Origin of the sequence: Streptococcus devriesei DSM 19639, from assembly GCF_000423725.1 — a bacterium.
GTDB classification, from domain to species: Bacteria; Bacillota; Bacilli; order Lactobacillales; family Streptococcaceae; genus Streptococcus; species Streptococcus devriesei.
This window is the reverse complement of the sequence record NZ_KE384084.1, coordinates 152,436-176,644: the sequence shown is the minus strand read 5'-3', so window position 1 is coordinate 176,644 and position 24,209 is coordinate 152,436. Positions and strand designations below refer to the sequence as shown.

General features: G+C 42.8%; 23 protein-coding genes. 1 reads left to right on the top strand and 22 read right to left on the bottom strand.

Translation table 11 applies throughout. From position 1 onward, the window contains the following. Window positions 1-11: 11 nt before the first annotated feature. The 14 genes from G573_RS0106960 to gyrA form a co-directional block, all read right to left on the bottom strand. Window positions 12-602, bottom strand: a complete 591-nt coding sequence (locus G573_RS0106960) for a histidine phosphatase family protein (RefSeq protein WP_211218570.1) — start codon at window positions 600-602, stop codon at window positions 12-14. 30 nt (window positions 603-632) lie between these two features. Then, window positions 633-1,229, bottom strand: coding sequence for a histidine phosphatase family protein (locus G573_RS0106955; RefSeq protein ID WP_027976036.1), 597 nt, complete (start codon window positions 1,227-1,229; stop codon window positions 633-635). Window positions 1,230-1,249: 20 nt separating this feature from the next. Further along, window positions 1,250-2,713, bottom strand: a complete 1,464-nt coding sequence (locus tag G573_RS0106950) for a glycoside hydrolase family 1 protein (protein WP_027976035.1) — start codon at window positions 2,711-2,713, stop codon at window positions 1,250-1,252. Window positions 2,714-2,817: 104 nt separating this feature from the next. Further along, entirely contained in the window at window positions 2,818-3,201 is a 384-nt protein-coding gene (locus G573_RS0106945) for a VOC family protein (RefSeq protein WP_027976034.1), read from the bottom strand. Between the two features lie 22 nt (window positions 3,202-3,223). Next, window positions 3,224-4,798 carry an ABC1 kinase family protein gene (locus G573_RS0106940; RefSeq protein ID WP_027976033.1) on the bottom strand — a complete coding sequence of 525 codons (1,575 nt, stop codon included), beginning with the start codon at window positions 4,796-4,798 and terminating at the stop codon, window positions 3,224-3,226. Between the two features lie 21 nt (window positions 4,799-4,819). Next, window positions 4,820-5,104 carry a phasin family protein gene (locus G573_RS0106935; RefSeq protein WP_027976032.1) on the bottom strand — a complete coding sequence of 95 codons (285 nt, stop codon included), beginning with the start codon at window positions 5,102-5,104 and terminating at the stop codon, window positions 4,820-4,822. A 207-nt stretch (window positions 5,105-5,311) separates the two neighbouring features. Continuing rightward, entirely contained in the window at window positions 5,312-5,959 is a 648-nt protein-coding gene (locus G573_RS0106930; protein ID WP_027976031.1) for an SGNH/GDSL hydrolase family protein, read from the bottom strand. A gap of 64 nt (window positions 5,960-6,023) precedes the next feature. Next, a complete protein-coding gene (locus G573_RS0106925) occupies window positions 6,024-6,833 on the bottom strand; it encodes a Cof-type HAD-IIB family hydrolase (RefSeq protein ID WP_027976030.1) in 810 nt (269 codons plus the stop codon). A 48-nt stretch (window positions 6,834-6,881) separates the two neighbouring features. Continuing rightward, window positions 6,882-7,382 (bottom strand): NUDIX hydrolase, encoded by a 501-nt coding sequence (locus G573_RS0106920; protein ID WP_027976029.1) that lies wholly within the window; start codon window positions 7,380-7,382, stop codon window positions 6,882-6,884. 295 nt (window positions 7,383-7,677) lie between these two features. After that, on the bottom strand, window positions 7,678-8,940 hold the full coding sequence (locus tag G573_RS0106915) for an NRAMP family divalent metal transporter (protein ID WP_027976028.1): 1,263 nt from the start codon (window positions 8,938-8,940) through the stop codon (window positions 7,678-7,680). Between the two features lie 222 nt (window positions 8,941-9,162). Further along, on the bottom strand, window positions 9,163-10,134 hold the full coding sequence (locus G573_RS0106910; RefSeq protein WP_027976027.1) for a DUF1002 domain-containing protein: 972 nt from the start codon (window positions 10,132-10,134) through the stop codon (window positions 9,163-9,165). 96 nt (window positions 10,135-10,230) lie between these two features. Continuing rightward, complete coding sequence (gloA2, locus tag G573_RS0106905; RefSeq protein WP_027976026.1) at window positions 10,231-10,635, bottom strand: SMU1112c/YaeR family gloxylase I-like metalloprotein; 405 nt, start codon at window positions 10,633-10,635, stop codon at window positions 10,231-10,233. A gap of 119 nt (window positions 10,636-10,754) precedes the next feature. Continuing rightward, a complete protein-coding gene (locus G573_RS0106900) occupies window positions 10,755-11,495 on the bottom strand; it encodes a class A sortase (protein WP_027976025.1) in 741 nt (246 codons plus the stop codon). Between the two features lie 7 nt (window positions 11,496-11,502). Beyond that, window positions 11,503-13,965, bottom strand: coding sequence for a DNA gyrase subunit A (gene gyrA, locus G573_RS0106895; protein WP_211218567.1), 2,463 nt, complete (start codon window positions 13,963-13,965; stop codon window positions 11,503-11,505). A gap of 186 nt (window positions 13,966-14,151) precedes the next feature. Here gyrA and G573_RS0106890 point away from each other — a divergent pair, with 186 nt between their 5' ends. Then, a complete protein-coding gene (locus G573_RS0106890; protein ID WP_027976023.1) occupies window positions 14,152-15,141 on the top strand; it encodes an L-lactate dehydrogenase in 990 nt (329 codons plus the stop codon). Window positions 15,142-15,211: 70 nt separating this feature from the next. Here G573_RS0106890 and G573_RS0106885 read toward each other — a convergent pair whose 3' ends face one another. The 8 genes from G573_RS0106885 to deoC form a co-directional block, all read right to left on the bottom strand. Then, window positions 15,212-16,351: a hypothetical protein gene (locus G573_RS0106885; RefSeq protein WP_027976022.1), complete on the bottom strand. Its 1,140-nt coding sequence runs from the start codon at window positions 16,349-16,351 to the stop codon at window positions 15,212-15,214. Window positions 16,352-16,818: 467 nt separating this feature from the next. Beyond that, a complete protein-coding gene (gene nox, locus G573_RS0106880) occupies window positions 16,819-18,192 on the bottom strand; it encodes a H2O-forming NADH oxidase (protein WP_027976021.1) in 1,374 nt (457 codons plus the stop codon). Between the two features lie 131 nt (window positions 18,193-18,323). After that, entirely contained in the window at window positions 18,324-19,280 is a 957-nt protein-coding gene (locus G573_RS0106875) for an ABC transporter permease (RefSeq protein ID WP_027976020.1), read from the bottom strand. Between the two features lies 1 nt (window position 19,281). Next, a complete protein-coding gene (locus tag G573_RS0106870; RefSeq protein WP_027976019.1) occupies window positions 19,282-20,358 on the bottom strand; it encodes an ABC transporter permease in 1,077 nt (358 codons plus the stop codon). Continuing rightward, entirely contained in the window at window positions 20,351-21,883 is a 1,533-nt protein-coding gene (locus G573_RS0106865) for an ABC transporter ATP-binding protein (protein WP_027976018.1), read from the bottom strand. The genes G573_RS0106870 and G573_RS0106865 overlap by 8 nt, the downstream gene beginning before the upstream one ends. A gap of 135 nt (window positions 21,884-22,018) precedes the next feature. Further along, entirely contained in the window at window positions 22,019-23,068 is a 1,050-nt protein-coding gene (locus G573_RS0106860) for a BMP family lipoprotein (protein WP_027976017.1), read from the bottom strand. Window positions 23,069-23,158: 90 nt separating this feature from the next. Beyond that, the gene (locus G573_RS0106855; protein WP_027976016.1) at window positions 23,159-23,545 is read right to left on the bottom strand and encodes a cytidine deaminase; all 387 of its coding nucleotides are present in this window, start codon (window positions 23,543-23,545) and stop codon (window positions 23,159-23,161) included. After that, window positions 23,535-24,197: a deoxyribose-phosphate aldolase gene (gene deoC / locus G573_RS0106850; protein WP_027976015.1), complete on the bottom strand. Its 663-nt coding sequence runs from the start codon at window positions 24,195-24,197 to the stop codon at window positions 23,535-23,537. The genes G573_RS0106855 and deoC overlap by 11 nt, the downstream gene beginning before the upstream one ends. Window positions 24,198-24,209: the final 12 nt, after the last annotated feature.

Sequence of the window (24,209 nt, the reverse complement as noted above, 5' to 3'; positions counted from 1 at the left end):
TAATGTATCAATCAGCGCTCTTCGTCCTTGATATATAACCTTTTACCCGCAACCGGATCCGCAGCCGACAGAAGGTCAAAGCGGCCCTTTTCATAGGTAAATTTCAAAATAGCACAGTTTGTCATGCGAATACGCGGATAATTGGCAATGACCTGACGGTAAAACTGAGCAATAGCAGCTCCATGACTGACCATCAGAATCGTCGAGGGATCTTTTTCAGTCTCCAGTATCTGCCGGATCGTTTCTTCCATTCGCTGCCGAACATCTAAATACGATTCACCGCCGTAAGTCACAAAATAATCCCCATAACCGATATCTCCCTGCAAGGGAGGGTTGAGGTACTCCTGCTGACCCTCAAAGGCACCAAAATCCTGTTCTTTCAGCCCCTTCAGCCGCACATAATCCGGTCGTCCGCTGGCTAATTCAGCCGTGTCACAAGCACGTTCTTGTGTCGAAGCATAAATGCTATCAAAGCTAATCCCTTTTTGTTCAAAATAATGCTTTGCAGCTTTAGCCTGCTCAATACCCAGCTCAGTCAGCGGCGAATCGCTGGCGCCCTGAATACGCTGCTGCACATTAAACCGTGTTTGCCCGTGCCGCATTAAATAAAGTGTTCGCACTAAAAATCTCCTTTATAAGTCAATTTTCTGATCGGTCAGCGGATCAATGACACTGATTAAATGCAGCCTGCTGCCGGACCAATCAAATTGGCAGATCGCACAGTTGCCAAAGCGAAAATTCCGCGGGAGTTCCAGCTTAAGCTTTAATACAAGACCGTAAAGAGCTGCTCCGTGGCTGACCATCAGATTTGTCTGTGCCTGTTCCTTGGCAAGTGTTTCAGTAATGGTGTCATAAACACGCTGGCCAACCTGATCAATGTCCTCACCGCCATAAGGTACCAGCAAATCCTCAAAAGAGCTGCTGCCCGGTCTGAATTTGGGCAGCAAAAGCTCAGGCTGAGCTTCAAAGATACCGAAATTCATTTCTTTCAGCCCTTTCAACTGCTGATAGGGAAGGTCGGTAATCAGCCTCAAAGTATCTGTCGCTCGTTCCTGTGTCGAAGAATAGGCTCTGTCAAAGAGAATTCCCTGCCGTAGAAAATAATCTCTTGCTTGTTTTGCCTGAGCAATCCCTGTTTCAGTCAGGGGAGAATCGCACCAGCCCTGAACGCGTTTTTGCTTGTTAAATAACGTTTCGCCGTGGCGCATGAGATAAAGCGTTTGAGCCATCCTTACACTCCTTTTCAATCTTATTTGTTCAGTACATTAGCCCCGTTGCTTGCGATTAATTCCTTATAGTAATAGAAAGAATCCTTGCGGGAGCGGTTAAAGGTTCCCTGCCCTTTATCATCAGCATCCACATAGACAAAGCCATAGCGTTTGGACATTTCTGATGTCGATGCTGAAACAAGATCGGTACAGCCCCACCAGGTATAACCCATCAGGTCAACACCGTCTTCAATCGCTTCGTACATCTGTTCAACATGGGATTTGAGGTAGTCAATGCGATACTGGTCATGAATAGAGCCATCCTCTTCAACCTTATCCAAAGCACCCAGACCATTTTCAACGACCATCAACGGAATTTGATAGCGATCATAAAGATTGTTTAAGGTGATACGCAGTCCGACAGGATCAATCTGCCAGCCCCAATCAGAAGCTTTTAGATAAGGATTGGGCTCACTTAACATGAGATTGCCGGCTGTCGCTGCCTTGCCAACTTCCTTACGGGCAAGAGAACTCATGTAATAAGAGAAAGACATGAAATCAACAGGAAATTTTTCAAGAATTTCCAAATCCCCTTCAGCTATGTCAAGCTGAATATGGTTTTCCTTAAAGAATCGTTTGGCGTAAGATGGGTATTTGCCGCGCACTTGAACATCCGAAAAGAAAAGATTTTCATGATCCTTTCGGACTTCTTCCATGACATCATCTGGATTGCAGGTTGCCGGATAGGCCTGCATGCGCGCTAACATACAGCCAACTTTGACATCAGGATTGATTTCATGAGCCGCCTTGGTAGCCAATGCCGATGCTATAAATTGATGATGGGCAGCCTGATACATATCCTGCAGATGCAATTTACCATCTTCAAAAAGCAGGCCTCCGGAAAGATATCCGGTCATACCAATGATATTAATTTCATTAAAAGTCAGCCAGTACTTGACCTTGTCTTTGTAGCGTTTAAAGACCGTCTCTGCATAATGAACGAAGAAATCAATAACTTTGCGGTTCTTCCAGCCGCCGTACTCTTTGACCAGATGAATAGGAAACTCATAATGCGACAGTGTCACCAAGGGTTCAATGCCGTATTTATTGAGCTCGTCAAAAACCTTGTCATAAAATGCAAGCCCTGCTTCGTTGGGTTCTTTTTCATCACCCTTAGGAAAAATCCGCGACCAGGCAATGGATAGGCGGAAAGTCTTAAAGCCCATTTCAGCATAAAGCGCGATATCTTCTTTATAGCGGTGATAAAAGTCAGATCCCCAGCGCTTAGGATAAAGACCTTCCTTATCATTAAGAGCAAAGTCTAACCGTTTTTGATTCATAGGTGTGGTAAACTCGCTCCCCATTGTCTTACGTTCCTCAGGGGCTACAGCGCGAGAGGTATCAGACGTAGCAGGCCCGCGGCCGTCAGCATCCCAGGCACCTTCAAACTGATTGGCAGCTGTCGCACCGCCCCACAGAAAGCCTTCCGGAAATTGTTTAGTCATAGTAACTGCCTCCTGTTATCATAATAATTGTTATTATAACAGTTAGAAAGCGCTTTTTCCTCTAAAATCCTCAGATATACTGATACTATCCTACGATTTGAACCTTAAACGGTGATTTCTATCTGACAATCTTCAATTCCCAAAACACAGGATTCGTAGTAACCGTCACCTGTTATCCGCGGACCGCTCAAAACAGGATAGCCATCGGCTTGAAGGCGGCTCGTCAGCTCATCTACTTTTTCTTTGCTGCCCACGCTGATGGCAAAATGAATCAGTCCCAGATGTTCCTTAGGCAGTTCCTGCTCAGCAATACCTTCCTTGCTCATAATTTCTAAACGTGCACCATCATCAAAAGACAAAAAGTAAGATTTAAAAGCTTTCTTTTGATTGTGGTAAAGCGTATTTGAACGCGCCTGAAAATAGGTCTCAAAAAAATGACAGGCGCCTTCTAAATCCTTGACATAGATGGCTACATGCTCTATCTTCATACTAACTCTCCTGAATATTTACCTAACGGCGGCTTTTAACCATCAAAACAATGTCCCAGATTAAAACAAGCAGTGCCAAAACCAGCAAGAACTCAGACAAGGTCTGCATTGCTGCATTGAGGCTAAACAAGCCGGCAGAGAGCATCAAAGCCAGAAAAATCAGGCTGAGTACCAGCCGATTGGCAATACTGTTGATTGTTTTAATGCGATTCGCATAGTCATAGAGGTCATGATTGATGAGAATACGCCCGTTTAGGACCTGTTCCAGCAGCTGATTCATCCGCCTGGGAATATTTTTGCCGTTTTTCAGCAGGTAAAATAATTCTATCAGCAGAGCTTCCTTATTAAGCGCCTGCTTCAGCAGATCAGGCCCCATATTTTCAAGGAAATAATTCTTGGCCAGGGTCATCAGATCAATATCGGGCGCCAAATCTCGGAAAATTCCTTCAATCTGCAGCGAAGCCTTTTCCAAAATAACGATTTGCGACGGTGCTTTCAAGTGATTTTTCAGGAAAATATCAACCAAATCTTGCAGAAGATCCGTGATGGATAAATCGCCCAAATCAAGGCTTGAATATTTAGCCAGCATACGCTCAACATCCTGACTCAGCTCCATCTTATTGACAGAGGTCTCAAAGTTGGTAATATCAAGGACGGCCTTGGTCATTCCATCTACATCCTGAGCCGTGAAACTGTAGAGAATATCATTCAGAGAAGCCCGCATAGCATCTTCTAGTCTTCCGGTAATCCCAAAATCAATGAAATAAATCTGCCCTTCATGAATCAGGAGATTTCCCGGATGGGGATCACCATGAAAACAGCCGTCTTTGAAGACCTGTTTGATAAAAGAGAGCATCAGCTTTCGGCCGATGTCCTCCAAATCATAGCCGGCCTTAAGTAAGTCTTCATAATGATTGATGGGAATGCCGGAGATATACTCTTCCACGATCATATGCCGGGTTGTATAATCCGTAAAGACGGCAGGAACAGCAACACATTTAACTTCTTGGTTGAGTTCGGCAAAATCCAGCATGGCCTGTGCCTCATTGCGAAAATCAATTTCAAGAATCAGACTGCCCTTTAGCTGATATAAGACATCAGTCACATTAACCATGGGAATAAAAGCAGACGGAATTCTGCGAGACAGGCGAATCAAAAGACTGATATCTTCTTCAATAACGTCCGCTAAATGAGGCCTTTGGATCTTAATCACAACTTCCTGACCGGAATAAAGCTTGGCTAGATGCGTTTGAGCAACGGAACCGCTGGCTAACGGCTCATCAGAAACCCACTGAAACACTTTATTGATTGGTTCCTTAAGCTCTGCCTGAATAGCAGACATGACAATATCTTTAGGCAAAGGCTCTACATCGCTTTGCAGTTTACTCAGCTCTTTAATATAGGCTTCCGGCAGCAAATCACTTCTGGTGGATAAAATCTGGCCGATTTTGACAAAACTCGACCCCAGTTTTTCAAAGGCCTGACGCAGTTTTTGCGGTCCTGTTTGGTCATCAAGCGGTCTTTTTTTATCCTTAAGCGCTGTCAGACCGACCGAGCTAAAAACAGCGACTATTTCTCTTAAACGCTTAGTTGACATAAACTTTCCCTTGTCTGGAACTTATTCTTCAGATGACTGCTGCAAAAGAGCGTCCAGCTTTGCTTCCAAACGGGAAACATCTTCTTTGGTCGCATACTGCACAGTCTGCGTCTTAGCATTGACCTTATCCAAAACTTCCTGAGCCTCTGCCTGGCTCTTACGCTTTAATTCAGACTGCAATTCCTTGCCTTCATCCACTGTGATGCGGCCTTTTTCGACCAATTCCTTAACAAAGCCGTTCGCCTTTTCATAGGTCATCGACGTTAAACCGATACCGGCCAGCAAAATTTTTTTCAGTTCATCCATGAGAATTCCTCCTTAATAATAGAGCTTGCCGCAAGATGCAGCACCATTTACTTATACCTTTATATTACTACTTTTTGTGAAAAATATGGGTATTTTTTCGAATTTTTCGGCTTATTTCGAAAATTTTATGGCTGAAAACAGACAATAAAAAAACCGCAGAACTTTTGAACTTCTGCAGTATTAAGCTGACTTTTTGAACTGTCAGATTTACAGCTCTTCTTTTAAAGCAGCTGCTATTTTTGCATAACCCGCCTGACTTAGGTGAAGGCCGTCAATAGTATTAGTTTCTGCTAAATTTCCTCTGTCATCCAGCAGCAAGGGATACAAATCAACATATTCAGCACCTGCCAGAACCTGCAAATCTTGATTCAGCTTTTGAACAGCAGCGTTAGTTCTGATTTTCACCTTGGCAGCATACTGTTCCCCTTCATTGACTGGTAAAACAGACAATAGGCAGATTTTGGTAAAAATATTATGGCTTCGAATCTGTGCTATCATATCTGTGATTCTGCCGACAATCGCCGATAAATCATAACCTCTGCCGATATCATTGATGCCAATCATTAAAAAAACTTTGGCCGGATGTAAGTCCAGCACCTGCTCTTGCAGATGCTCCAAAAGCCAGACAGAGTCCGTCCCGGCAATACCTCTGTTAATCAGCGGTTTATCACGCCCCAGATATTTTTTCAAAGGAAAAAATTCGGTGATTGAATCACCGGCAAAAACAATCCCGTCTGCCGGTTCTTGCGGATTGGTCTCATGAAAGAGCTGCAGCCGCTCCATCTGATAGGTATCTAATTTAGCACTGCCGCTTTCCTTGGAACGCTGAGCGGAAGTTTTTTGCCCATCTAACATTTCATGCCTCCTTAGCCTGTGTACACGATAAAAAGTGAGATCAGCTGCCCAATTTTACGCTCTACTATATATCTGCTAAATAGTTTTCAATCGTTTCCAGCACAGCAAAATCATCATTTGACCCTGCCTGATAACGAGCTGCGATTTTAGCTTCCTGCGAAGCGTCAGCCATCGCATAGGAATATTTAGCCAGTTTCAGCATTTCAACATCATTGCCGCTGTCTCCAAATACCATGAGATTATCTCTCGTGCAATTCCAGCGTTTCAGTAATTGCTGAAGCGCCCAGCCTTTATGCAGCCCTTTTGTGATAACATCAATGCAGCCAAAACCACTGCTGGTTCCTACTAAACGATCATTCGTTTTAAAAGTATTAATAGCCTGCATGACCTGATTTACAGCCCCTTCTTCAACCTTGAGGGTCAGTTTGAAGAACCGTTCGCTAGGAAGCGGAAGCAGCTGCTCAACAAGCTCTAAGTTAGGCAGAAAAGGCAGCAGCCATTCTATGATATAATCAGGAACATCTTTGCGCAGATAAGCTTTCTCCTCCCCTGACAAAGAAATGACAGCTTCAGGATATTCTTTCTCAACAAAATGGATTAAGTTGATAAGATCTTCTCTTTCTTGAAAAACTTCAATCAAAGGCTTATCCTGATGCACAATGTTAGCACCATTTTCACCGACAAAGGTCAGTTGCTCATGGCAATTGGGAAACTGGTCCTTCAGCTGCCGATACTGATTGCCGCTTGCCACAACAAAATGAATATCTTTCTCTTGGAGCCGTTTTAACAGCTTTTGGAAGCGCTCATGGTCATATTGACCCTGTGAATTCAAAAAAGTACCATCCATATCAGTCGCGATTACTTTTACTGTCATTTTAACTCCTTAATAATCCATTTCATAAAACAGTGGCTCAGAAAGCTGTTATTCCAAACCAAACAGTATCTTCAGCTCTGTCACATTGGCAGGCAGGACATCCTCCTTCTCCAGAAAATCTGCTAAGTCTTCCGGAGCCACCCAAATGTGACCGTCTGTCTCACCTTTTTGATAACTGACGCTGTTCTTATCCGCATCGGTTCTAGCCAGATAATGATCAAAATGGGAATGGTACTGAGGATCGCTGTATTGAAAAAGAAGCTGCAGACGCCTGGCCTCTAGACCCGTCTCTTCCTTTAATTCCCGGCGAACAGCTGTCTCTGAGTTCTCGCCTTTTAAGACTGAGCCGCCGGCAGTCGCCTCGTAATAGCCCGGAAAAATTTCTTTTTCAGAAGAACGATGCATAAAAAGCACCGCATTATCTTCATGCAAAAGCAGGACTTCAACCACCAAGTGAAAGTCATCTGCTGTTGAAAAAGTCTCACGTACAATGGTCTTTCCCGGAATCAATTGCCGATTTTCATCATAGGCATCCCAAAGTTCTGTCATCGTTGCATCTTTCCTCGCTCGCAGTTTCCTTTATTATATCCCTAAAGACAGTGAAAATTCAAGTTTTTTGTCAGCCATCCTTTAAAGACAGCTATACCAGAAGCTGTCTTTAAAACGCTCCTGCTTTTGGAATAAAACGGACAGCCAATTTTAGATACCTATTTTGGAAAATTCAATCCAAGTCATGGTGATATTTAGCCATTACAAAAGACTGGAAATTTTCATTCCAGTCTGCTGTTTTCTTATGAATTGCTCCAAATCAGTCTTTACAGCACATCATTTTACCAGTCTTCTATCAGCCGATAAGGCCTGTAATATAGGCAAGGAAGAAGAGAGCGAAGCCGGACAGGTAAATAATCCCAGCAACAGACAAGCCTGACAGCCACGGTGATAGCTTGTGTTCCTTACCATTAACCAGAGAAAAGTTCAAATAAGCATAAATCGGCGTTGTCAGGAAAGAAGCAATCATGGCAAAACGCATCAGTGTAGCAACATCACCTGCAAATAAGAGAACAATGAGAATTCCGACAATAGAAGTCGCTGTTATCCAAATGTTTAATTGTTTTTGGCTGGACTCTTTTTTATTGAAAAGAAGACGGAGACTTTCATTATTAGCACGGGAATAGCCGTCAATAACGGTAATAGTCGTACCAAAAATACACAAAAAGGCGATAAAGGCAATCAAGAGCCGCGACCAGTTTCCGATAGCATAGGCATACATGCTGATAAATTGGGCGATGTAGGCTGCACTGGCACTTTTGACCGGTTCTCCGGAGCCAAACTGAATCAAAGCTCCCAAAGCCAAGAAGATGAAGGCAAGAATAGCCGTTCCGATGTAGCCCACGTTAAAGTCCAGCAAACCATCTTTATAGGTCACTTTAGTTGTCCGGCGTTTTTCAACCGTCCACATGGAGTTAATCGCCGATATTTCAATAGGTGCCGGCATCCAGCCCATTAGCGAAACAATAAAAGGCAGGGCGCTTAATTGCCACGGTGAAGGTGCATGAAAATCAGGAGCCAGCTCTCTGTGTTTGAAAACAGCAATAATAACCGCCAAGGTCGTCGCCAAAGTCAGGGAAATCATGACAAACTTCGACAGGCTGTCAAGAAATTTATAGCCGCCAATCAAGAGCATGGCCCAGGTAACCACAATCAAAATTGTTGTCAGCTGCGAAATGCTCAGACCAAATCCATGCGGAAAAATATTATATAAGATAGCAGCCGCTAAAATACCTACCGCAGCCGTATTAACAACAGCTGAAAAAATATTCATAATGAAAAATACCCAGAGGTAAAAAGATCCTTTTTCCTTATAGCCTTCAATCAGGCTTTTGTTATTTTGCAGCGTATACTGTGATCCAAATCTAAAAAACGGGTATTTAAATAAATTGACCAAAAGAATAATAATGGCCAGCTGCCAGCCATAAATAGCTCCTGCCTGTGTCGAAGAGACAATATGCGACCCTCCGACTGCCGCTGCAGCCATGAGGATTCCGGGACCGAAAGCCTGAAATTTTTCTCTCCAGGTTGTTGATTGTTCCTCAGTGTTTTCCACCATAAACTTTTCTCCTTATTTTTTTATAAATTGTCAGATTTTTCAGAATCTGCTATACAATTATTATAACACTGAATTTAAAGCTGTCAAGAGGATTTTCAGAAAATTTCAATAAACATCATTTCCTCATTAAGCCGCTAAAAAAGCCAAGCCCATATCCGGCTCAGCTCATTTGTTCAAACTATTAAAGAGATGCCAGCTGCCTTTAAAAAGCTCAGCTACGCTTTATGAAAACAGTCCGTTAAAGGTGTCAACCAGCCACTGCCAAATTCTGGCAAAGAATCCCTTGCCGGATTCGATCGCCTTATTAGCATCAAAATTCAGATCAAATCCTTTAAACGTAGACTTGGCCTTAGCTACAATACTGTCCTTTAAGGAATTAAGTGTCGATTTAAAGCCATCATTGTGAATCACCTTGCTTTTTGACAGATTAAATGCAAAGTTAACAATCAAGGTGATTTGATTTTCTGTCATCGAAGACTTCAGCCCATAATTATCCAAGGTATCTTCGACAATTTTTTGAACCTGATCTTTAGTCAGACTGTCCCCTGCATCTGCTACTGCCGATTTAATATCGGTCAGAGCAACATTGAGTTTGTTTGCATCGTAGCCTTTCTTGCCTTGATTTTGCTCATTGATGTCAGAAAGGGCACCCAGCTCTTCTTGTGCTAAGTTCTTGCTTTCTTCAGAAACACTTGCTCCGTTTTCTTCAAGTGAATAATAAATACCGGCCAAAGCTGATTCTCCTGTCACTGCAATAGGTGCAGCGACTGTAATCTTAGCATGTTCAATGCCAAGTGTTACTGCAGCATTGCGGTACATATCCTGAGTGACCTTGGTAATGTTTTGGGGAGTTACGATTTTCACATCCAGCGTTTCTTTATCTCCTAATTTTTGGATTTTAACAGATGAGTACAACTGTAGGCTGGAATCATCCGCCACATTCATAATCTTAGCATAGCTGCTGGTATCAAGTGTTTTGACATTAGTGTCTGTATCAGCATTGTAGCCCAGCAGATTCAAGGTCTGGCTGCGCTGCTCTTCACTCAAAGAATACCCCATGACATAGTCCGGCTGAACGTAAGTTTCGTCAATCACCTTTTGAACAGAACTCGAACTGTCGGCAGCAACCAAAGTCAAACTCATCAAGGAAATCACAAAAAGTGCTCCGCAAGTCAATAATTTTCGCAATGTCATATAATACCTCTCTCGTTAATCGTTTCTTATTTCAAATCTCAGAGCTTCATTATAGCATTTTCCGATCTTTTCGCAAAAGAAAAAGTCAACAGTGCCTTACTCATGCAATTCTAAAGGCAAGCCATCAGGGTCAAAGAAAAAAGCCATCTTCTTACCGGTATAATCATCATAGCGCAGTTCCTCAACTTCTATTCCCAAATCAAGCAGCTCTTGTCTGACAGCTTCCACATCGGCTACACGAAAGGCGAGATGGCGCAGGCCGCAAGCTTCTCTTGGTCGGCTGACACGAGCGGGAGGCGCACTGTAATAGGGATCGCTCACTTTATTACCAAAAATTTCCAACTCTACATTGCCGCACTTCAAATCTAATTTATAATCGTGGCGTTCAGGCCTGTGATTTTCCCGAATGACTTCAAATCCCAGTTTATGGACATAAAAATCATAAGATTTATCGTAGTCTGAGACGATAAAAGCAACATGGTGAATAGCAGTTAATTTCATTAGTTGACCTTCCTTTAATTATTGCCTTATGCACATTATAACAGAAAAAAGGACTGAAAGCAGTTTTGCTCAGTCCTTTCAAAGTATTTGTTTTTATTGATTGCAAAGCTGATTGACCATTAGAGTGAGATTTGATTATAAGATCGGCGAAAGGCTTTTTTGACTTTCTTAGGAGCTTTTTTGAAATCAGTTTCTCCTTGATAGCTGCCGTGAACAATCGTTCTGGCTGTCGCTCCGGCATCCGTACAGGTCACCAGTGTAATTTCAGTCTGACCGGGTTTATCATCTACCACCTCAACATGCTCAGGACTGACCGTTTTTACCTCATCGATGATATAGGTGTAAATTTTATTTTTATCCGTGAGATAAATTTTCATGCCGTTTTCTGCACGTTCTAAGGGCGAAAACAGCATCTGTGAAGACCCTGTCATTCCAAAAACATGATGACTGGCTAGGGCATAATTATTTTGCCCCATGGCTTGATTTTCTTTCATTGTGCCGGCACCATAAGTCAGGCCAACATTGTCTAAGCCTTTAAAAATCGGCAGATTGATTTTCAACTCCGGAATTGCAATACCGCCGATAACAGGCAGTTTTTGCGCTGCCATTTGAGCTGCCAAAACTGACTCAGTACTGATCGATTTAACTTTTTTAAAATCAAAGGAAGAATCAGCCTTTTTATTTTTTTTGATATCTTCCTTGCTGACCTTGCTGACCTGATATCGATTGGTATTCCAAGCAATCAGGCTGTTTCTAATTGGTTTATTAAAGATTAAAGCCAAACCAATCACTAACAGGAGAATGAAGAAAAAGCTTCGAAGAAAATGTCGCTTTTTCTTAGGTTTACGCATGTTATTCATTGACTTTCTACTCATTTTCATCACCATTTGAAGCCGGCTCTTCTGCTGCTTCTGGTTTTACCAATGCAAAGGTAACAATTTTTGCCTGCTTATCCAAGCGCATGACCTTGACACCCATAGCTGAACGGCCTGTTTGAGAAATATTGGCAACACTTGTACGGATAATCACACCGGTATCCGTAATAACCATAATATCCTCATCGCCATTAACAGTTACTAAGCCTGCAAGAGGACCGTTTTTAGCGGTGATATTGGCTGTTTTAATTCCCTTGCCGCCGCGGCCTTTAGTCGGATACTGATCAGCAGGGGTTTGCTTGCCGTACCCTTTTTCCGTAATGGTTAAAACATCTTGATTTTCAGTGATATGGGCAGCACCGATAACAAGGTCCTCTTCACGCAGATTAACACCTTTAACACCTGTTGCTGAACGTCCCATGTTGCGAACAGCTGTCTCATTGAAACGAACGGAATAGCCTTGACGAGTTCCGATAATAATATCGTTTGTGCCATCTGTCAAAAGCACATTGATGAGTTCATCTCCGTCGCGCAGGTTTAGAGCCTTGAGTCCGTTTTGGCGGATATTGCCAAAGGCAGAAACGCTGGTCCGTTTGACAAGTCCCTGTTTGGTTGTGAAAAAGAGGTACTTATCATGGAAATCATCAGCTTTGACATTGATAATCGTCTGAATCGTCTCTCCCTCATCCAATTTCAGCAGATTAACGACCGGCAGTCCTTTAGCAGTGCGGCCGTATTCAGGGATTTCATAGCCTTTCAGGCGGTAAACCCTGCCTTGATTAGTAAAGAAGAGCATAGAATCATGGGTGCTGGTTGAAACCAGTTCACGGACAAAATCATCATCATTGACACCGGTTCCCTGAATCCCGCGGCCGCCACGCTTTTGGGCGCGGAATTCGTCTTGTCCCAGACGCTTGATGTAACCCTTATTAGACAAGGTAATCAAAACATCTTCTTCTTCAATCAGATCCTCATCTTCCAGCGTCAAGACTTCACCGACCATGAGTTCTGTCCGGCGGTCATCCGCAAATTTCCGCTTGATGTCATCCAGCTCTTCTTTGATAATAGCAACGATCCGTTCTGGTTTTGCCAAAATATCTGCCAAATCAGCAATTAAAGCTAATAATTCGTTATATTCTGACTGGATTTTATCTCTTTCCAAACCGGTCAGACGGCGCAGACGCATATCGAGAATAGCCTGACTTTGCCGTTCTGATAAGTCAAAGCGGCTCATCAATTCTGCCTGTGCAATAGTATCGGTTTCACTGCTGCGAATAATCTGAATGACCTCATCCAGATGATCAAGCGCAATGAGTAAGCCTTCTAAAATATGTGCGCGGCTCTCAGCTTTGGCCTTGTCAAACTCTGTCCGTCTGACAATCACTTCCTTTTGGTGGGCGATATAATTATCTAAAATCTGTCTCAAAGACAGAATCTTTGGCACACCATTTTCAATGGCCAGCATGTTAAAACTAAAGTTTGTCTGCAGGCTTGTCAGCTTAAACAGATTGTTCAAAATAACGCTGGCGCTGGCATCCCGGCGAACCTCAATGATAAAGCGCACTCCTTCACGGCTCGATTCGTCACGAACAGCCGTAATCCCTTCAACACGTTTCTCCTGTGCCAGACGGACGATATGTTCATGCACCTTGGTCTTATTGACCATATAAGGAAATTCCGTCACAACAATGCGTTCTCGTCCGGACTTGGTCGTCTCAATTTCAGTGCGAGCCCGCAGGACAATGGTACCTTTACCGGTATCATAAGCGCGGTGAATGCCTGATTTGCCCATGACAAGTGCCCCTGTCGGAAAATCCGGTCCGGGCAAAACTTCCATCAAGTCGCGTGTCGTCACGTCAGGTTTGTCCATGACTAATTTGACAGCATCAATGGTTTCTCCCAAATTATGAGGCGGAATATTAGTTGCCATACCAACCGCAATACCGGTTGCCCCATTTACCAGTAAATTAGGGAAACGAGCTGGCAGAACCAAGGGTTCGCGCTCACTGCCGTCATAGTTATCTGCAAAATCAACGGTATTTTTATTAATGTCGCGCAGCATTTCAAGCGCAATCTTGCTCATGCGCGCTTCTGTATAACGCTGTGCGGCAGCCCCGTCTCCGTCCATAGAACCAAAGTTTCCGTGACCGTCAACCAGCATGTGGCGGTAAGACCACCACTGAGCCATACGGACCATAGCCTCATAAATGGATGAGTCTCCGTGCGGGTGATATTTACCCATGACATCACCAGTAATACGTGCCGATTTTTTATGCGGTTTGTCCGGTGTGACACCCAGTTCGTTCATTCCGTATAAAATGCGGCGGTGAACTGGTTTCAAACCGTCGCGGACATCAGGCAGAGCACGAGAAACAATAACACTCATAGCATAGTCAATAAAACTCGTTTTCATTTCACTCGTTAAATTAACATCTACTAAATTTCTATCTTGCATTAAAAAATGCCCCATTTCTAGTCTAAAACTCCCTTATATTATATCACAAAAAATGCTCATTTTCAGCTATTCTACTATAGTTTTCCCAGAGCTGGGGAAAATATTAGTGACTTTTTTAACTAAAAGTGTTAGAATAAATTCGTATAAAGTATACACCTAATAAATTATTAAGGAGATGTTTAGAACATGACTGCAACTAAACAACATAAAAAAGTCATCCTTGTCGGTGACGGTGCTGTAGGTTCATCTTACGCCTTCGCTCTTGTTAACCAAGGAATCGCTCAAGAACTCGGAATTATTGAAATTCCTCAGCTGTTTGAAAAAGCTGTCGGAGACGCTCTTGACCTTAGCCATGCACTTGCCTTCACTTCACCAAAGAAAATTTACGCTGCTAAATACGAAGACTGTGCAGATGCTGATCTTGTTGTCATTACTGCAGGTGCGCCTCAAAAACCGGGTGAAACTCGTCTTGACCTTGTCGGCAAAAACCTTGCTATCAACAAATCTATCGTTACACAAGTAGTTGAATCAGGCTTTAAGGGAATCTTCTTGGTTGCTGCCAATCCAGTTGACATCTTGACTTACTCAACATGGAAATTCTCCGGCTTCCCTAAAGAACGTGTCATCGGTTCTGGTACATCTCTTGATACTGCTCGTTTCCGTCAAGCACTTGCTGAAAGAATCGGCGTTGATGCTCGTTCAGTCCATGCTTATATCATGGGTGAACACGGTGACTCAGAATTCGCCGTTTGGTCTCATGCCAATGTAGCTGGTGTTAAATTAGAACAATGGCTGCAAGATAACCGTGATATTGATGCTGAAGGTCTTGTCAAACTGTTTGTATCCGTTCGTGATGCTGCCTATTCTATCATCAACAAAAAGGGCGCTACTTTCTACGGTATCGCCGTAGCCCTTGCTCGTATCACTAAAGCTATTCTTGATGATGAAAATGCAGTGCTTCCGCTGTCAGTATTCCAATCAGGTCAATATGAAGGTGTTGAAGACGTCTTCATCGGACAGCCTGCGATCGTCGGTGCACATGGTATCGTTCGTCCGGTAAACATTCCTCTGAACGATGCTGAACTGCAAAAAATGCAAGCTTCTGCTAAACAGCTGAAAGCAATCATTGACGAAGCCTTCTCAAATGAAGAATTCGCAGCTGCAGCCCGCAACTAAGCAATCAACCTCCATACCTTATGATAAAAAAGGCAGGCCTTGGGCCTGTCTTTTTTGCAATGTTTGATTTCTAGTCAGTGTAATAGGTCCTGCTGACAACTGTCCAATTATCAGCACCGGATAATTTTTCCAGCTCACCATTTGCATTAATACGATAATGAGCAACGGCCGGATTAACATTGGGATCTGCTCCCGCTTCTTTCATGGCATCGGTATCATGATTTTCTCGGACAATAGCATAAACCAGTCCGTCTGTCTGTGCTTTCCAGCTTTCGATGATAAAGTCTGCCTTTGTAAAACGATTATCTTTGTTACTGTCAAGATAATGCGCGATAACCCAGTCCTCAACTTGCTGAGTTGTTAGATTCTTGGTATCTACTTGGCTGTCCTTTTTTCTTGTCGCTTTAGATGAATTTTGCGAAGCATTCCCCTTTGTTAAGCGATAATCCGGCTGATTGTTTTCTAAAGGCTTAGAATAATCGAAGTCAGCATTTTCACTTGCTTGCCAGACAATAGGAACAATATAATCTTCCCCAAGATAGATGCCGTAAGCATATTTGATTCTGGCTCCTCCAATCTGAGCTCCCGGAGCAAGGGCAGTCGGTTCTGAATTTGGGGAAAGATGATAGAGATAAGTATTAGTACCGACCTTTTCCAAACTGTCAATACGGCTCGTATAAGTATTTGAACCTACAGTAGTTTTAACGATATTGTCCTCTGTAAAGGTCATACTCATGTCCTCTTGTGCATAGCTAAGATAGCCTGACCAAGTACCGAGCAAAGTTCTCGGAAAAGCATTCAAATTCGTTGACTTACTCTTCTTTTTGTCAGACGATTCTGCTGCAGTCGTTTTTTCGGTTTTATCTTTTTCTGATGATGCAGTGGATTCACGAAAATGATGAACTTGAGATGATGATGTACTGGACCTTGAGCTATCCTTTAAAAACATAAAGAATAAAACAGCGATGATGATAGCTATGGCAGCAGCTGCAAACAGCAGGTATTTCAAAAAACGCTTTTTCTGAATTAAGGCCTTGTAAGATGCTTCATATTCCTCAAGCAAGAGAAGAATCTCTTTTTTCAGATTGGGATCCTTTTCCAGCTCTAAAGCAGCCCTGAGCCTAGAAATTTTATTTTTTAGAACTTCTTCCTGCGTTTCGTCTTTTCTTGTTTGCAGTTTATTGTCTTCTTTTAATCGCTGTCCATCCATTCTGAGAACCTCCTTTGCTCCTTTTATTATATACTATTGACCCCTAAGCGACAATGCCAATAGCAGAAAAACTTTTCTGGCAGGAAAGAAAGAAATACTCCTCATTTCCTTATAAAACTCAATCAAAAAAAGCTGAGATATAATCTCAGCTCAGGTTGTAGACAAACTCCCAAAACTAAATTCTCTCTAAAATTTCATCATAGAATAGTATTACTTTTCTATTTTGTAAAATAATATAGAAACGATCAAAACCTCCCCCGATACTTTCCAATGTAGCAAAAGAGGCAGAAACATTGAGTTTCTGCCTCTCGGAGATTTTGAGACCTAGGCTCAAAATCTAGGTATGGAATTCCAAAGGAAGTCGCTACCGTCCGTGCTACCTAAGGAAAGTATCATAACAAAATATTACTTTTTGAGAAAATAGACTTTCTCTTCAGTCTGAGCTGAGATATAATCTCAGCTTAAACTTATTTAGCATTAAGTGCTGCCTTTGTAATGTAGTTATAAGGCTGGTTGAAATGAGGCAGGAAGAAGAAATCTAACAGGGCTAAGCGATCGATAGTGACCTTTTCCTGAATAGCCAGTGAAAACATATGAATTCCCATTGACATATCTTCTTTAGAGGCCATTTGGGCACCGAGAATAAGGCGGCTGTCCTTATCATAGACAATCTTAAGAGTAACCGGATAGTTATCGTGTTCGATAAAAGTTGCTTTTTGACTATCAGTAAATTCTGTTACTTCTGGGTTGTAACCAAAGCGTTTCGCTTTTTCAGCCGTCAATCCGGTTGATACCATATTCAGTCCAAAGATAGAAATACCATTTGAACCCTGTACTCCAAGGGATTCTAATTCGTGGCCAGCCGCATTGTGACCCGCTACAATGCCTGAACGCAGGGCATTTGATGCCAAAGCAATATAGTTAGTATCATTGATTGCATTGTCGTAAACCGTAGCGCAATCACCAACAGCGTAAACATCAGGCAGGCTGGTCTCTTGTTTTTTATTAACAAGGAAGGCACCGTTGCGGAAAGTTTCCAGCTTGCCATTGCCCAATGCAGTATTAGGACGGAATCCTACGGCTAAGATAACCATATCAACATCACGGCTAGCTTTATCGGTCACAATACGCTCTACCTTGCCTTCACCTTCGATAGCTTTGACGGTTTCACCGAAGGCCAATTCAATTCCGTGATCTTCCAGATTTTGACGCATCATATCCGAAAGGTCGCGGTCATAATAACCAGCCAGACAAGTATCAACGACATCAATTAAAGTAACTTCCTTACCGAGACGCTTAAAGGCTTCAGCCAGCTCGACACCAATATAGCCGGCACCGACAACCGCAACACGGTTGAGATTTTTACTCTTGTCTTGCAATTTATTAATGACGTCTTCAGCATTTTGATAAAGTTTAACAAACTGCAGATTTTCAAGTGTCGCTACAAATTCGCGGCTGTCTTCTTTAATCGCTGCTCCTTCGATAGGCGGTAAAATTGGTATTGAACCTGTTGCTAAGATGAGTTTATCGTAGTTTTCTACATGCTCCTTGCCGTTAACCAAGGCAGTAACTGTTTTAGCATCGTAATCTATAGCTGTTACCGGTGACTCCATGTAAACTTTTGCACCCTTTGATTCCAGCATCTCTTTGTCTGCATAGAAAAGCCCTTGAGGCCCTGATATTTGCTTACCAATCCAAAGAGCCATTCCGCATCCTAAGAAAGAAATATTAGAATTTTGGTCGAAAACAACAACTTCGTTTTCACTGCCGTAATTATCTAAAATGGTATTAACACTAGATGTACCGGCATGGTTAGCACCAACAACAACGATTTTACTCATAAGAAAATCCTCTTTTCATCATAATCTAATTTAATTACTCCACTAGTATAACATGATATTGAAACGCTTACAATGAATATGCTCATTTCTTCACGAAAAAATCACCCATTTGCATGGGTGATTGAAAGGTCTTATTTTGACTTGATATAATTGACACCATCTGCTTTGGGGGCAACTGCCTGTCCAAAGAAAACAGCCAATACTAAGATAGTTAATACATAAGGTGCAATCTGCAGGTAAACTGTCGGAATGTTTGACAGGAAAGGCAGCTGATTGCCAATAACGGCCAAACTTTGAGACAGACCGAAAAACAGGCTTGACAGCATAGCTCCTATCGGATTCCACTTGCCAAAAATCATGGCTGCCAGCGCAATAAACCCTGGCCCTAAAATGGTTGTTCCGGCAAAGTTAACCGAAATAGACTGAGCGTAAATCGCTCCTCCTATTCCTCCTAAAAATCCTGAAATCATAACGCCCCAATAGCGCATCAGGTAAACATTTATCCCCAAAGTATCTGCAGCCTGAGGATGTTCACCGACTGAACGCAGACGCAGGCCGAATCTTGTTTTAGTCAGGATAAACCAAGCCAAAACGGAAAAGAGAATCGCAATGTAAGCAACTAAGCTGGTTCCTTCAAAGAAAATCGGCCCGATAAAAGGAATGTCAGACAAGACCGGGAAATCGAACTTCCCAAAGGATTGATGGATATTATCTGTCTGTCCCTTATTGTACATGGATTTAACAAAGAAAACTGCTAAAGATGGGGCTAAAAGATTAAGAACAGTACCGGAAACAATGTGATCTGCCCGAAAATTGATCGTAGCTGCAGCATGAATCAAGGAAAATAGCAGACCGACTGCTCCGCCGACCAGAGCTGCAATCCAAGGTGTTGCCCTGCCGAAAGACTCAGCAAACTCTAAATTAAAGACAATTCCGGCGAAAGCACCCATAACCATGATACCTTCAAGTCCTACGTTAACAACACCGGATCTTTCAGAAAAGACACCGCCTATACTGGTAAAGATGAGAGGCGTCGCATAAACCAGCATCGATGATACTAAAAGAGCTAAAATACTTTCTAAACTCATTTTACTGACCGCCTTTCACTTGTTTTTTAGGTTTAATATAACGTTCGATAACATAGTGAGCACCGACAAAGAAGATAATCAGGGCGGTCACCACTTTTATCAATTCAGGCGGCGTTCCGACATGGGTTGCATCGCTGATACTCATACCTGGTGCCCCGACACTGAGCGCTCCAAACAAGAAGGCTGAAAGCAAAATACCAATCGGAGAATTGGAAGCCAGCAGGCTGACCGCCATTCCGTCAAAACCGATCGCAAGAGACGTATTCTGTACATAGACATTGCCGAAAGTTCCCAGTCCTTCAACAACACCTCCAAGCCCTGCCAGAGCTCCTGAGATAATCATAGACAGAACAATGGTTCTTTTAGCTGACATCCCTGCATATTCACTGGCATGCGGGTTAAGACCGACCGAGCGAATTTCAAAACCGAGTGTTGTCTTGTTGAGCAAATACCAAACAACCAAGATGGCAATGAGTGCTAGGAAAAAGCCGATATTCATCCGAGAATTATCAGTCAGCGCCCGCAGCCAATCAGTCTGATAGCTGGCGTTTTTACCCACATAGATACTGGAGTCAGAATTCCGCATGACACTCTTAGAAAAACCATCCTGAATGATAGCATTGCCAATATAGAGCACAATATAGTTCATCATAATGGTAACGATAACTTCACTGGTACCAAGATAGGCTCGTAAAAATCCCGGGATAGCACCCACAACACCCCCTGCTGCTGCTCCGATAAGAACAGTCATAACAATCATGATAGGACGAGGTAAGCTAGGATTTGCCAAAGCAAACCAACCAGCAGCTATCCAGCCGGCATAAGCCTGACCTGACAGACCGATATTGAAGAAACCGGCGCGGCTGGCCACCGCAAAACCGAGTGCAATTAAAATCAACGGACTCATTGCACGGAATATTTCTCCGATATCCTTCAAGCTGCCGAAAGACTTTTGAAAGAGTCCTTCATAAGCCCATACCGGATCATAGCCAAAAATCAGCATGATAATGGCTCCCAGTATAATTCCCAAGACAACCGAAATCAGAGGAACGACAATTTGTTGTGTTTTTTTAGACATTTGCTTCCTCCTTTTCAATACTTCCGCCGGCCATTAAAATTCCCAGTTCTTGTTTATTAGTGGTTTCCGGCCTTACAATGCCTTGAATTTTACCATCGTGAATAACAGCGATACGATCAGACAGATTAAGAATTTCATCCAACTCAAAACTAACCAGCAGCACAGCTTTCCCCTTATCACGCTCTGCCATTAGGCGTTTATGAATATATTCAATAGCTCCTACGTCCAAACCGCGGGTGGGCTGGCTGACAATCAGCAAATCCGGATCGCGGTCAACTTCGCGGGCAATAATAGCTTTTTGCTGATTACCGCCTGACAGGCCCTTAGCCGGAACAAGTTCGCTGGCGCCGCGGACATCAAATTCTTCCATCAGCTGACGTCCGTGTTCATTAATCTTATGATAATTTAAAACACCATTTTTGCTCAAAGGCTGTTTATAGTAAGTCTGCAGAGCCATATTTTCTGCCAGCGTCAGCTCAAGAATCAAGCCGTCGCGGTGCCTGTCCTCAGGAACATGTCCCACACTTAATTCTGTAATCTTGCGGGCCGAAAGTTTGGTCACGTCCTGACCTTTAATGGTGATGGTTCCTGATTTAATTTTGCGCAGACCTGTAATCGCCTGAATTAATTCACTTTGCCCATTGCCATCAATGCCGGCAATACCGACGATTTCACCAGCTCTAACATCTAAAGAAAGTCCTTTAACAGCAGGAATACCGCGATTCTCATTGACCTCCAAATCCTTAATAGCCAGTGTGACTTCTTTAGGATTGGCAGCTGTTTTTTCAGTTGTAAAAGAGACTGAGCGGCCAACCATCATTTCAGCCAAATCCTCGGATGTTGCCCCTGCCACGTCAACAGTTTCGATACTTTTACCGCGTCTGATAACAGTCACACGGTCAGCAACCGAACGAATTTCATCCAATTTATGCGTAATCAGGATAATTGATTTTCCTTCTTTGACAAGACCCTTCATGATGCTCATCAATTCCTGAATTTCAGAGGGCGTCAAAACAGCAGTCGGCTCATCAAAGATAAGAATATCGGCACCGCGGTAAAGGGTCTTTAAAATTTCAACCCGCTGCTGAGCTCCAACAGAAATATCAGCAATCTTAGCATCCGGATCAACAGCCAAGCCGTATTTTTCAGACAAATCTTTGATTTCCTGACCAGCTTTTTTTAAATCTAAAATACCATTTTTAAGAATTTCATTTCCTAAAATAATATTTTCAGTCACTGTAAAGGCCTCAACCAGCATAAAATGCTGATGCACCATCCCGATACCTAACTGGGCTGATTTAGATGGAGAATCAATCTTAACAGTCTTACCGTTGATTGCAATCTCACCGCTGGTCGGTTCAAGCAAACCGGCAAGCATGTTCATCAAGGTTGATTTCCCAGCACCATTTTCACCAAGCAGAGCATGAATCTCACCTTTTCTAAGATTGAGATTGATATGATCATTAGCAACAAAATCACCAAATTTTTTGGTAATTTCTCTCATTTCAATGACATGTTGCGTCATAGTACTTTCCTTTCAGAAATTTTATACTTCAGTAGAGAGCAGGACGCGCTCGTACAGCGATTCTGTCCTAATCTCTACTGAGATACAAAGATCTCAGTGTTAAAAAGGCGACCGGCTGAGGTCGCCCTTAAACCCTTATTTTTCTGGAACTTTGATGTCGCCTGAAACGATTTGTTTCTTGGCATCATCAACAGCTTTTTTAGCATCGTCAGATAGATTTGTTGGCGCAAGGTCAACACCTTTATCCTTAAGTCCGTAAGTTGTTACTTTACCGCCTGGGAATTTCTTATCCGCAGTGTTGTTTGAAATCAGCTGAACAGCCTTACCAACTTCTTTTAATGAAGATGCGAGGACAAAGTTAGATTTTTTACCGTCTTTAGAAGTGTATTTTCCTTCAGCAGCTTGGTCACGGTCAACTCCGATAACCCAAACTTTTTTAGACTCATTTTTCTTCTCGTTCAAAGCTTTAGCTTCACTAAAGACACCTGCACCTGTACCGCCCGCAGCTTGGTAAACAACATCAGCACCGCCGGCATATTGGGCAGCTGCAATTGTTTTACCTTTAGCCGCATCGCCAAATGATCCCGCATAATCGACTTGAATTTGGATAGATTTATCTACAGATTTAACACCGGCTTCAAAACCTTTTTCAAAACGGGTGATAACTTCTGATTTAACACCGCCTACAAAACCAACTTTTTTCGTTTTTGTGGTCTTAGCAGCAGCAATTCCTGCAAGGTAAGCCGCTTCGTTATCAGCAAAAGTAACGCTGGCAACATTATCTTTGTTTTCAATAACGTCATCGATGATAACATAGTTAACTTCTTCATTATCAGCCGCTGTTTTTTCAATAGCGTCATGCAGAGCATATCCAATACCAAAAATTAATTTATAGCCGCTTGATGAAGCTGTATCAAGATTGGTAGCGTAATCAGATTCATTAGCTGATTGGAAATAATCAAAACCATTTCCCTTGCTGAGGCCCTTGTCTTTACCCCAAGCCTGTAAACCTTCCCATGCTGATTGGTTAAATGACTTGTCATCAACACCACCAGTATCAGTTACAATAGCAACTTTTAAATCTGTTTTGGCCTTGCCATTGTTTTTAGCAGCGCGATTGCCGCAGGCTGCAAGTCCTAATACTGCTACAGCAGTTAAACCTAAACCAACAATTTTCTTGTTCATAAAGATGAACCCTCCTAAGTTTTATATACAACAAATGTTGCCGAAAAATTAATATTAAACCTAAAGGCTTAACAGACCAATAAAACAGCTTTACCTCAACTCTGTAAACGAGTAAGGCAATAACTCATCGACCGTCATCACGACCGTCTTACCATCCTTAGCAATCAAAGTAACCCGAGCAGTCGGCTCAAAAAATTCAGCCATGACCTGACGGCAGGCACCGCACGGAGATATCGGCTCCTCGGTTTCACCATAGACAGCAATCTCTTCGAAATCGCGATGGCCTTCCGAAATAGCTTTGAAAATGGCCGTCCGTTCGCCGCAGTTGGTCAGCCCAAAACTGGCATTTTCAACATTGCAGCCCAGATAAACATCGCCGGATTTGGTTCTGACCGCAGCACCAATGGGAAAATGTGAATACGGTACATAGGCATTTTGGCTGGCTTTTTTAGCGAGAGATACTAAATCAGTAGCCACCTTTTGCTTCTTTCCCTTCAACAATCGCAATCCCCGCAGATGTTCCAATTCGTGTTGCCCCTGCTTCGATGAAGGCTTGAGCGTCTTTTAAAGTCCGCGCTCCGCCAGCCGCCTTAACACCGAATTCAGGTCCCACTGTCTGACGCATGAGACGAACATCTTCTACTGTAGCTCCTCCTGTAGAAAAGCCGGTTGAAGTCTTAACAAAATCTGCTCCTGCTGCTTTAGCTGCCTGACAGGCTTTAACCTTTTCGTCATCGGTCAAAAGACAGGCTTCGATAATAACCTTAACCAGCTTGTCAGCGCTAGCTTCTACAACTGCTCGAATATCCTTTTCAACAAAATCAAAGTTTCCGGATTTTGCCTGCCCGATATTAATCACCATGTCAATTTCATCAGCACCGTTGCTAATGGCATCTTTTGTTTCAAATGCTTTTACAGCACTGGTCGTTGCTCCCAAAGGAAAACCGATGACGGTACAAACCTTAACATCACTTTCTTTGAGAGACGCAGCCGCATGAGAAACCCATGTAGGATTTACACAGACACTGGCAAAATGATAGTGCTTAGCTTCTTGAATGAGCTTGTCAATCTGAGCCTGACTACTTTCTGGTTTTAATAAAGTGTGGTCAATATATTGATTGATTTCCATGTTACCCTTTCT

Bases quoted from the DNA above. Each gene is read 5' to 3' on its own strand.
- deoC (WP_027976015.1), bottom strand. From the start codon at position 24,197: ATGGAAATCAATCAATATATTGACCACACTTTATTAAAACCAGAAAGT.
- G573_RS0106885 (WP_027976022.1), bottom strand. From the start codon at position 16,351: ATGGATGGACAGCGATTAAAAGAAGACAATAAACTGCAAACAAGAAAA.
- G573_RS0106920 (WP_027976029.1), bottom strand. From the start codon at position 7,382: ATGACAGAACTTTGGGATGCCTATGATGAAAATCGGCAATTGATTCCG.
- G573_RS0106900 (WP_027976025.1), bottom strand. From the start codon at position 11,495: ATGAATAACATGCGTAAACCTAAGAAAAAGCGACATTTTCTTCGAAGC.
- G573_RS0106950 (WP_027976035.1), bottom strand. From the start codon at position 2,713: ATGACTAAACAATTTCCGGAAGGCTTTCTGTGGGGCGGTGCGACAGCT.
- gyrA (WP_211218567.1), bottom strand. From the start codon at position 13,965: ATGCAAGATAGAAATTTAGTAGATGTTAATTTAACGAGTGAAATGAAA.
- gloA2 (WP_027976026.1), bottom strand. From the start codon at position 10,635: ATGAAATTAACTGCTATTCACCATGTTGCTTTTATCGTCTCAGACTAC.
- G573_RS0106860 (WP_027976017.1), bottom strand. From the start codon at position 23,068: ATGAACAAGAAAATTGTTGGTTTAGGTTTAACTGCTGTAGCAGTATTA.
- G573_RS0106960 (WP_211218570.1), bottom strand. From the start codon at position 602: ATGCGGCACGGGCAAACACGGTTTAATGTGCAGCAGCGTATTCAGGGC.
- G573_RS0106925 (WP_027976030.1), bottom strand. From the start codon at position 6,833: ATGACAGTAAAAGTAATCGCGACTGATATGGATGGTACTTTTTTGAAT.
- G573_RS0106870 (WP_027976019.1), bottom strand. From the start codon at position 20,358: ATGTCTAAAAAAACACAACAAATTGTCGTTCCTCTGATTTCGGTTGTC.
- G573_RS0106935 (WP_027976032.1), bottom strand. From the start codon at position 5,104: ATGGATGAACTGAAAAAAATTTTGCTGGCCGGTATCGGTTTAACGTCG.
- G573_RS0106890 (WP_027976023.1), top strand. From the start codon at position 14,152: ATGACTGCAACTAAACAACATAAAAAAGTCATCCTTGTCGGTGACGGT.
- G573_RS0106945 (WP_027976034.1), bottom strand. From the start codon at position 3,201: ATGAAGATAGAGCATGTAGCCATCTATGTCAAGGATTTAGAAGGCGCC.
- G573_RS0106875 (WP_027976020.1), bottom strand. From the start codon at position 19,280: ATGAGTTTAGAAAGTATTTTAGCTCTTTTAGTATCATCGATGCTGGTT.
- G573_RS0106955 (WP_027976036.1), bottom strand. From the start codon at position 1,229: ATGGCTCAAACGCTTTATCTCATGCGCCACGGCGAAACGTTATTTAAC.
- nox (WP_027976021.1), bottom strand. From the start codon at position 18,192: ATGAGTAAAATCGTTGTTGTTGGTGCTAACCATGCCGGTACATCTAGT.
- G573_RS0106915 (WP_027976028.1), bottom strand. From the start codon at position 8,940: ATGGTGGAAAACACTGAGGAACAATCAACAACCTGGAGAGAAAAATTT.
- G573_RS0106940 (WP_027976033.1), bottom strand. From the start codon at position 4,798: ATGTCAACTAAGCGTTTAAGAGAAATAGTCGCTGTTTTTAGCTCGGTC.
- G573_RS0106865 (WP_027976018.1), bottom strand. From the start codon at position 21,883: ATGACGCAACATGTCATTGAAATGAGAGAAATTACCAAAAAATTTGGT.
- G573_RS0106910 (WP_027976027.1), bottom strand. From the start codon at position 10,134: ATGACATTGCGAAAATTATTGACTTGCGGAGCACTTTTTGTGATTTCC.
- G573_RS0106930 (WP_027976031.1), bottom strand. From the start codon at position 5,959: ATGTTAGATGGGCAAAAAACTTCCGCTCAGCGTTCCAAGGAAAGCGGC.